This is a genomic window from Persicitalea sp., assembly GCF_041751555.1.
Classification (GTDB): Bacteria; Bacteroidota; Bacteroidia; order Cytophagales; family Spirosomataceae; genus Persicitalea.
This window is the reverse complement of the sequence record NZ_JBGSXF010000199.1, coordinates 1-8,457: the sequence shown is the minus strand read 5'-3', so window position 1 is coordinate 8,457 and position 8,457 is coordinate 1. Positions and strand designations below refer to the sequence as shown.

General features: G+C 50.8%; 8 protein-coding genes. 5 read left to right on the top strand and 3 right to left on the bottom strand.

Going from position 1 to position 8,457, the window contains the following annotated elements; translation table 11 throughout:
* Positions 1 to 946: DEAD/DEAH box helicase family protein (locus ACEW8P_RS07180; RefSeq protein ID WP_373512411.1), on the bottom strand; the 946-nt coding region annotated here is incomplete at its 3' end.
* A 24-nt stretch (positions 947 to 970) separates the two neighbouring features.
* Positions 971 to 3,007, bottom strand: a complete 2,037-nt coding sequence (locus ACEW8P_RS07175) for a site-specific DNA-methyltransferase (protein ID WP_373512410.1) — start codon at positions 3,005 to 3,007, stop codon at positions 971 to 973.
* Positions 3,008 to 3,152: 145 nt separating this feature from the next.
* Here ACEW8P_RS07175 and ACEW8P_RS07170 point away from each other — a divergent pair, with 145 nt between their 5' ends.
* The 4 genes from ACEW8P_RS07170 (at position 3,153) to ACEW8P_RS07155 (ending at position 6,761) form a co-directional block, all read left to right on the top strand.
* On the top strand, positions 3,153 to 4,733 hold the full coding sequence (locus ACEW8P_RS07170; protein WP_373512409.1) for a hypothetical protein: 1,581 nt from the start codon (positions 3,153 to 3,155) through the stop codon (positions 4,731 to 4,733).
* Positions 4,734 to 4,945: 212 nt separating this feature from the next.
* A complete protein-coding gene (locus ACEW8P_RS07165; RefSeq protein ID WP_373512408.1) occupies positions 4,946 to 5,656 on the top strand; it encodes a DUF1361 domain-containing protein in 711 nt (236 codons plus the stop codon).
* A 76-nt stretch (positions 5,657 to 5,732) separates the two neighbouring features.
* Entirely contained in the window at positions 5,733 to 6,392 is a 660-nt protein-coding gene (locus ACEW8P_RS07160; RefSeq protein WP_373512407.1) for a hypothetical protein, read from the top strand.
* A 75-nt stretch (positions 6,393 to 6,467) separates the two neighbouring features.
* Positions 6,468 to 6,761 (top strand): winged helix-turn-helix domain-containing protein, encoded by a 294-nt coding sequence (locus ACEW8P_RS07155; protein WP_373512406.1) that lies wholly within the window; start codon positions 6,468 to 6,470, stop codon positions 6,759 to 6,761.
* Between the two features lie 9 nt (positions 6,762 to 6,770).
* Here the strand turns inward: ACEW8P_RS07155 and ACEW8P_RS07150 are convergent, their stop codons facing one another.
* Positions 6,771 to 7,892 (bottom strand): D-TA family PLP-dependent enzyme, encoded by a 1,122-nt coding sequence (locus tag ACEW8P_RS07150; protein ID WP_373512405.1) that lies wholly within the window; start codon positions 7,890 to 7,892, stop codon positions 6,771 to 6,773.
* Positions 7,893 to 7,945: 53 nt separating this feature from the next.
* Between ACEW8P_RS07150 and ACEW8P_RS07145 the strand changes: the two genes are divergently transcribed.
* The coding region (locus ACEW8P_RS07145; protein WP_373512404.1) for a sulfatase-like hydrolase/transferase at positions 7,946 to 8,457 on the top strand (512 nt) is incomplete at its 3' end.

The window sequence follows — 8,457 nt, the reverse complement described above, 5'->3', positions numbered from 1 at the left end:
CTTCCAGACCATCCTTGTTTTTTTCGCCCGACAGCCAGATCGCCAGACGGCCGTTTTGGGTCGTGATGCCAAACTCGCTTTCGAGCAGGGCCACCACGATGTCACGGACACGTACATCATCGGCCGACAGGCTGGCGTTGTCGGAGGGTAGCTGAATCAGCAACAGCGGATTGATTACGTTTGGGCCGAGTTCTTCGGCGTAGAGGCGCGTGAGTTCTTCTTTTTTCGCCCAGGCTACCCGCAGCAGGTGCATGTGGACATTCTCGCCGTTTTGCTGCTCGGGATCGAGGCCGATGTTGAGGCGGACGCCCTTTTTGATCATTTGCTCGTCCACCACCTGCCGCCGCGAAATGGATACGTTGAGTCGCGGGCGGGTAAGTGGGGTAGCCGTCACGCTGATTTCCAGTTTGGCCCCGATGAGCTGCCGAACCGCCACGGCCTGCTTGCCCGTGAAAGCCGACAAATGCGCCTCGTCGATAATCAGAATAATCTCCACGCCGTCGGCGCGGGTGTTTTCGACCAGGGTTTCGAGGTTGGTACTGTGCTCGTTGTCGCGCCGCCATATTTTTTTGGTACTGTCCACGCTGCTCCAGTTCACAAACAGCAGGTCGCGGTGGGCCAGGGCCGGGTTGGTACTCAGGCTACCGAGGTCGAGGCAGTTGAGGGTTTGGGTGTCGGCGTACAGGGCCGTGAGCGACTCGTAGCTCTGGATGTGCAGCGTATTGGGCGCAAACCACACAAAGGCCACTTCGGCGGGTAGGCCGGGGCGTAGGGGTAGTTCGGTCACGAGGCGCTCGATGTAAGCGGCCATCATCACGGTTTTGCCCGCGCCGGTGGGGGCTTCCAGCAGGATGGGTATCTGCCGCTGGGCTTCGGCCAGGGCTTCGTAGGTATGGTTGAGGAGTTCAGCTACTTTTTTCTCCTGAAAATCTTTGAGGATATACATGGATGCGTACGGAGTTCTTGGTGCTTAGTTATTTTGGGAGGAAAATTCCAGGCTCGTTTGTTCAGCATCGGTTTCCGCTTCTTCAGACTCGGTTTCGGGGGTTTGCGGGGGCTTTTTGTCCAGCCCCAGCGTGCGGAAGGTAGCGCGGTAGGCGTTGTAGATCGCCTCCGGCAAAGGTACCCCCTCGATGACGTCGGCTACGGCCTGGAAATCGGCCAGCAGGGCGTCTTTTTCCTCGCTGAACGCGTAGAGCCGTACTTTTTCGCGGCGGTCGGGCAGGGCCTGGATGAAGGTACCTAGCGCCGCGATGAGGGGTTGCGGGCGGCGGTTGTGGTAAAGTACCACCGTGTATTTGCCCCGCTCGTTGGTACCCACGTAGCAGGTAGCCGGGTCGAAGCCGCTCGCTTCGGTGATATCCGCGTAGCAGCCTTCCTTTATTTTGAGCAACTCGGTACTTTGGCGGGTAAGGAGGCGGCGGTTTTGCTCGGTGCGGGCGCTGGGTACCGTCTCGCAGCGGTAGTACCTTAGGCTATTATTCGTAAGCCCCGCTACCTCCTGCCCTTTGGGGTTTTGGTAGCCCTGAATGACCCGCCGGTTGCGCTCGTAGCACACCTCCTCGGCGATGTTGTTTTCGTTGTTGGTGACCAGGATGCACTGGCGGTTCCCGCCATCTTCGGCGTTGAGTTGCATCGTGGCGTGGAGCGTGGTGCCGCTGCCAGCGAAGAAGTCTAGGATGAGGGCGTTATTTCTGTTGAAAATTTGGAAAATACGTTTAACAAGCCCAACTGGCTTAGGGGTGTCGAATTTATGATCATTCCCTAAAACTTCATTTAACTGAGCTTTTGCTTGTCGATTTTGCCCAACGTCTGTCAAAATCGAAGGGTTTGGAACAGTAGGTGATTCTGGGGCCATTTCAATTGAATAAGGTACCCAACCTTTTTCTCGCTGCTTCCAAATAATTTCGTCATTCTTGGCCAATTGATTATAAGTATCTTGACCGATAGCCCACCTACCTTCCCAACCTTCTTTTGGATCAATAGGCCAAACTTCACTTCCATCAGGTGCGATAATCTTATACCACATTGTAGGGCGATCTTTTCGCCTAGATGACTTGCCATTCTTTCTCAACTGCCTTAGTCTAATTCTTTTACCGTCTTTATCTAATTCTGGGTAGGCGTCTAAAATTTCCGGTTTAGGAAGTTGCTGTAAATCACAGTTCTTGATGTTTTTAGCAAATATCAACGTGTGATCATGATAATTTGAGAAAAAACGATTTCCAAAATTTGAACTCGGGCTGTCCATTTTTTGCCAAATCATATTGACCAAAAAATTTTCTTCTCCGAAGATTTCATCACACAACATCTTCAACTGCGCCTGTTCGTTGTCGTCGATGGAGATAAAGATCACGCCGGTTTCGGCCAAAAGCCGCTTGGCAATGAGCAGGCGCTTGTGCATGAAGCTGAGCCACTTGGAGTGGCGGTAGCTGTCTTCGCGGTCTACGAAGCGGTCGTTGTACTTAAAGTCCTTATTGCCGGTGTTGTAGGGCGGGTCAATGTAGATGACATCCACCCGGCCTTCGTGCGTAAAGGTCAGGGCCGTGAGGGCATGCAGGTTGTCGCCCTCGATGAGGATATGGTCGGGGGCGAGACTGTCTTCGACTCCGCTCAGACTGACAAATCCTTCCCCAGAGCTCGCATCAGGCGTAGCCGCAAAAGCGAGCGTAGCCTGCACTTCTTTGGGTTTCGTTTTTTCGGATTTAGCCGGGTCGGCGGGTACTTCCGCTACGGGCGCGGCCGCCGAGGCCAAGATGCGCCGCTCGGGTACTTCGGTGAGCACGGGCAGGTGCTGGCGGAGGAGTTCTTCCACGTCCTCGGGCTTGTCTTCCCACACGAGGCCGTACTTCTTTTTGGTATTGACGAGGTCGATGAGGTAGGCTTTCTGCTCCTGGCTGAGGGTGTCGAGGTCTTTGAGAGTGCGGATGAGGTCGGTTTTGTTCATGCGTAGGTGGAGGTAAAGGGAGTTGCCCAGCACGATGTATCGCCGGGGTTTCAAAGTAAGCAAAACTTACGGGAAGTTGGGGGCAGGGGCGGGGATTTTTGTGCAGCGGCAAGAAAAAGGTACCACTTGATAATAAATAGATACATGCTATGGAGGACAACTTATAAATTTGAGAAAGTTTGATTCTCAACCGAAAACTCCTCCCTCAATGAAAAAGCTCAACGGACTTTTATTGCTACTGCTGTTACTATGTGCTGCAACTGCCCACGCTCAGAAAAAAGGTAAAATTGGCAAGGGGAAAGAGGCAAAAAAAGAAAAAGATTCACCAGAAATTTTGTCTATCCCTTTCGGAGAAATCAAGCAAGGAAATTATACCTGGCCCGATACAAGGTTGAACTTTGAATACGGCAAGACCTACGTCATTGAAGTGACCGACATCAATCGGCATCTGTTCAAGATCGAAGGAACGGTCGGACAGAAGGAGTTCAACGTCAATCTGCCTACGGTGTTTGGTTCAATCAAACTGCCTAGTTTTCTTACGTTTGGGTTGCCCAACCCAGCGCCTAGTCCCACTACTTTTTCCCTTAAGTTTGACGAAAAAAAGAATTCCGATTCCGCCGTCAGTGCGTTCTTTAGATACGAGGATCCCTTGAAGTTGGTCGAGGACAACTACAAGTATCTCCAAAAAGCCTTGCGGCTGAGTACCACAATCAAGGCTCTGCAAATGGACTGCGGCAGGGACTATGATGCCATTCATACAGCACTATTAGATTCTGCTAGTAAAGCATTAGATGTTTCACAAGACAGTTCAGAACAGGTGAAAGCGTTGGGGGAGGGATTGCCGAAAAAAATCGAAGAGGCTCGTGTGGCCAAAGGCAAGATTGAGAAGTTGCAGAAAGAATTGTTAGGAATAATTCAAGCGGACATCGATTTGGCAGAAGTAGGAATTTACAACTGGAGTCTAAACCCCACCAAACCGGAAAGCAGAGTTTACGAGACTGAGCGTGATAAATACACAAAGGCCCAACTGGATAAAAAAGAAGGGGAACGACGAATGGTTGAGGCAAACACTGCTGTGCAGCGCGCTTTGAAAATGATCGAGGAGATGGAAAAGCTGCAAACCGAAAACAAGATCCAACTTCTACTCGACAGCTACAGCCGCATCAACCGATCCAACTATACCTATATCTCTGAGCCTTTTAAAATAAAAAAAGACGAAACAGAATTGAAATACGTCTTCAAAGCGGATACGCTATTGACCTGCGACTACCCCAATCGCTTGTATTTAAATAAGGAAATTCCCACGGTGGGTGGTATCAAAGTGGATTTCAGTACAGGCGTGTTTTTCAATTTGGGAGGAAAAAAATTCATGGGGCAGGAGTTTTACTACTCGCAATCGTCGACCGATACCACTATGACTTTCATTCGTGAAAAAGATGCGGGAAGTAGGTTATTGTTATCAATTGGCGCATTTGCTCATATCTACAAGCGTCGTGCCAAAAAGGTGAAGTGGGCGCTTAGTCCCGGTGTGAGTACTACCACTGCCTTTGATAGTTTTTTGTTCCACTTAGGTGGGTCCGCAATTTTTGGAAGTGAGGATAGGCTGGTAATTACATTAGGTACCACGCTCAAAGAGAGTAGTTTACTGGATCGAAAATTTAAGGAAGATAGCGACTATAAGACCAAAGTACTGCCCAAGGATGTATCCGTCATTAAAGCCTTTCCCAGATTCGGAGCCTTTCTGGCCCTTACCTACAACCTTTCCTCGCTCAAAAAACCAAAGGAATAGCTCAGGTCGAAAGCAAAGCTCCTACAATTCTAAATTGACCAAAAGCCATTGGTAATAAAGCGCTTGGCCCCACAGGCTTGGCGCTTTTTTGAGTATGTATTTAAAAATTTATTGCCCAAAAATAAAAATCGCAGGCTCACCCTTGCACAATAATTTTTTTCTTTTCTACTTTGCACCACAAAGTACTTTCAAAACAAAAACATATTAGTGATATGGAAATCTCGGTGCCTTTTCTCCTCCGCTACATTTACCGGAACCCGAAACTATTGTTATTGGGCATCGTGTCTGGCATGAGCGTGAGTTTATGGATCTTTCGCGTCATCGTCACGCATGACGGAAACTACTTCTTTATGGTCTGGAATCTTTTTCTGGCTCTGCTACCCCTGCTGGTTGCCAAAGCCCTTTACGAACTCGACCGGATAGACCGTCTGCCACTGCTCCCGCGCTTGACCGGACTGGCCGCATGGTTGCTGCTCGTGCCTAACTCCTACTACATGATCACCGACCTCATGCACATCAAATACGCCGACCCATCTACCATTTGGTACGATTCGCTGATGTTCTTCAGCTTTGCCATGACGGGCACGCTGGCGGGAATTTATTCCTGGTACATCATCCACCGCCTGGTTGCGGGGTGGCACGGATCGGTGCTGGCCTGGCTTGGAGTGCTGGTCTCATCGGGCTTGGTTTCGTTCGGAATTTATCTGGGTCGCTACGGACGCTGGAACAGTTGGGACATCCTGACCAACCCTATGGCCCTCGGTTGGGGAATCTGGGACAGCGCCCATAACCCGTTAGCTCGTCAACATACCGTGGCGTTTACGTTTACTTTGCTACTGGTGTACGTGGCGTTTTATGCTTACTATGAACTGCGGAAGTACGAAGAAATTAGTGAATGTCGGACGGTGTCGCCCGGCGATTAGTGGATATCGGAATGGGCCAAAAATTTACGAGTCCAGGGAAAGCATTATTAACTTATTCCGACATTCCAAATTGATTATGCAAGAATCAAGCTCCCTACAAACCCTCCAGGAGATAAAAGCACTCATGGAGCGGTCGTCCAAGTTTTTGTCACTAAGCGGTTTGTCCGGTATCGCGATGGGGTTGATCGCTCTGGCAGGCGCGGCGGCGGCCTATTATCAGTATCAAACTGCCTGGGCACCACAAAACGGAACGGCCTATTGGAATTTGCACGCGAACCATCGGCAAGAGATGGTGCAGTTTTTGTTTTTAGACAGCCTGTCGGTGTTGGTAGTTTCCCTGACGCTCGTAATCGTTCTGACTTCCCGCAAAGCCTACCATCGTGGAACAAGCGTCTGGAACTCGGCTTCGCGACGGTTACTGTACAGCATGGCTACACCACTGTTAGCGGGCGGAGTTTTCTGTCTGGCGATTTTGTTCAAAGGCCCCGCGATGCTTGTCTTCCCCGCCACCCTTATTTTCTACGGCCTGGCCCTCGTCAATGCCGGGCGACACACCTGGAAGGAAGTAACGTACTTAGGATTCACCGAAATTGCCCTTGGCTGTGCCGCGATGTTTGTCAATAGCTACGCCTACCTATTTCTTTGCTGGATCATCGGTTTCGGCTTCCTGCACATATTTTATGGTGCTTTGATGCACTTTCGGCACGAAAGAATTAATGATAGAATGATAGAATGAGTGAATGATAGAATAGACGTTTGCAGGCGAAAGCAACATTCTATCATTCACTCATTCACTCATTCAAAATTAATTATGATCTGGCTAGAAAAATTCAATAAGGTCTTTGAGAGCAAAGTCAGGCTGGGCTTAATGTCGGTGCTGGTGGTAAACGAGGCGGTGAGTTTCAACGAATTGAAGGAACTGCTCCAACTCACCGACGGCAACCTGGCTTCGCACCTGCGGGCGCTGGAAGAATTAAAATTTTTGGCAGTACACAAAGAGTTTGTCGGGCGCAAACCCCTCACAACCTATTCGGCCACCAAGAAGGGAAAAAAAGCATTTGCCGAACATTTGGATGCTTTGGAGGCGTTGCTCCGGCGGGAGTAGTTTTTATTGTCAAAACGTGATGCGCCGCCGCCTTGCCCGCACTTCCCACTCATCGACTACCTGGCTATTCTCTACCACTGCTGCCGTCTCGTGCAGGGCTACTGTGGGGCAGATGTGGTAGGGGAGGGCGTAGAGCAAATCACCGATTTGCACGGCGTCCCAGTCCTCGACCCCCACTACGCCGTGTTCCTCGCTTTGACTCTGTACCTCATAGTTTTCTAAATTCAAAAGCTTGAAGCGGCGGTCGATAGGGTTTTCGGCGGCTACGGCTTTATGGCCGAGATCTACCGTGATGACGCCCTTGGTAGGTTTGGAAATGACCCTGGTGGCCACGAGGGCGGCGTGTTGAAAGGGTTGGTCGAGGAAGCGGTCGCCGTAGCCCCAATCCCACAGCGGACAAGTGCCCGGACTGCAATACACGCCTTCCCGCAACGCGTGGACATTGAAGGTTGGCGTTCCTCCGGCGATAATCATCGGTGCAGGGAAACCATCCGTGACCAACCGATCCCGCAGAGATTCGACCGGAGCGAAATCCGCATCGCTATGCTTTTTTCTCTCGGCAAAATCCTGATCGCGGATATGTCCATCGTACACGTGCAGCCCTTCCAGGTGCAAATTAGGTAGTTTTGCAATTTGTTTATAAAGAGGGAGTAACGCATCGTCCATTGGATGTCCCGAGCGGTTCATGCCATTGTTAACGTCGATGAAAACATGCGCCTGGCTGTTTTCGGCTTGTGCGTTCAGCGATTGGGCCGATTCCAGCGAATCCACTAGAGAGGCGAAATGTATATCGGGATATTTGCCCTTCAAGCCTGACAGTCGAAGTACATTGGGACCCACCAGCTGGTAAGCGATCAAAATCCACTTCGCACCACAGTCGGCTAAGAGTTCGGCTTCGGCGATGGTAGCACACTTAAATTTGGTGATGCCCATGTCCAATTGCATCTGAACTACCTCCGCCATTTTGTGCGTCTTGACGTGCGGCACAAGTCGCTTTGGGTCGCCCGCGATCTCGACCATCGCTCTGATATTTTCGGCAATCCGGTCTTTATAAATCACTAAACCAGGCGAGAAAACTCTTTCCGGATTTTGAATTTCGTACCAGCGGTCGGTGGGTAAGGTGGTGTTCAAGGCAAGTAGTTTTGAAGTTGATTGTGGTTCTTGATTTAGCAAAAATAGCTAAATTGAGCGTCAAAACGTTTCCTGCCATTCTTCCCTCTATGAGATTCCTGTCGCTGATTCTTCTTCTTTTCCTTTCGTCTTTCGCATTTGGTCAAAAACAGCAACCGAACGTCATCCTGATTCTGGCCGACGACCTGGGCTACGGCGATGTCGGCTACCTGAACCCTGATGCCAAAACCAAAACGCCGAACATCGACGCTCTGGCGCGGTCGGGCATGAGCTTCACCAACGCCCATTCGCCGTCGGCGGTCTGTACGCCCACGCGCTACGCCCTGCTGACGGGTCGTTACTCGTGGCGGTCACGCATGAAGCAGGGGGTACTTCACGGCTACTCGCCCCCACTAATCGAACAAGGGCGCGAGACCATGGCCTCGATGTTGCAGAAGAAAGGCTACCAAACTGCCTGCGTGGGCAAGTGGCACTTGGGCCTCGACTGGCAACCCAAAGACGCGGGAGGAAAAGTAGACAAGGGCGGCGTTTATCCCGACGGTAGCAACGTAGATTTCAGCAAAAC

What these genes read in the sequence shown, in the direction of transcription:
- ACEW8P_RS07170 (WP_373512409.1), top strand. Translation starts at nt 3,153, where the DNA reads ATGAAAAAGCTCAACGGACTTTTATTGCTACTGCTGTTACTATGTGCT.
- ACEW8P_RS07165 (WP_373512408.1), top strand. Translation starts at nt 4,946, where the DNA reads ATGGAAATCTCGGTGCCTTTTCTCCTCCGCTACATTTACCGGAACCCG.
- ACEW8P_RS07160 (WP_373512407.1), top strand. Translation starts at nt 5,733, where the DNA reads ATGCAAGAATCAAGCTCCCTACAAACCCTCCAGGAGATAAAAGCACTC.
- ACEW8P_RS07155 (WP_373512406.1), top strand. Translation starts at nt 6,468, where the DNA reads ATGATCTGGCTAGAAAAATTCAATAAGGTCTTTGAGAGCAAAGTCAGG.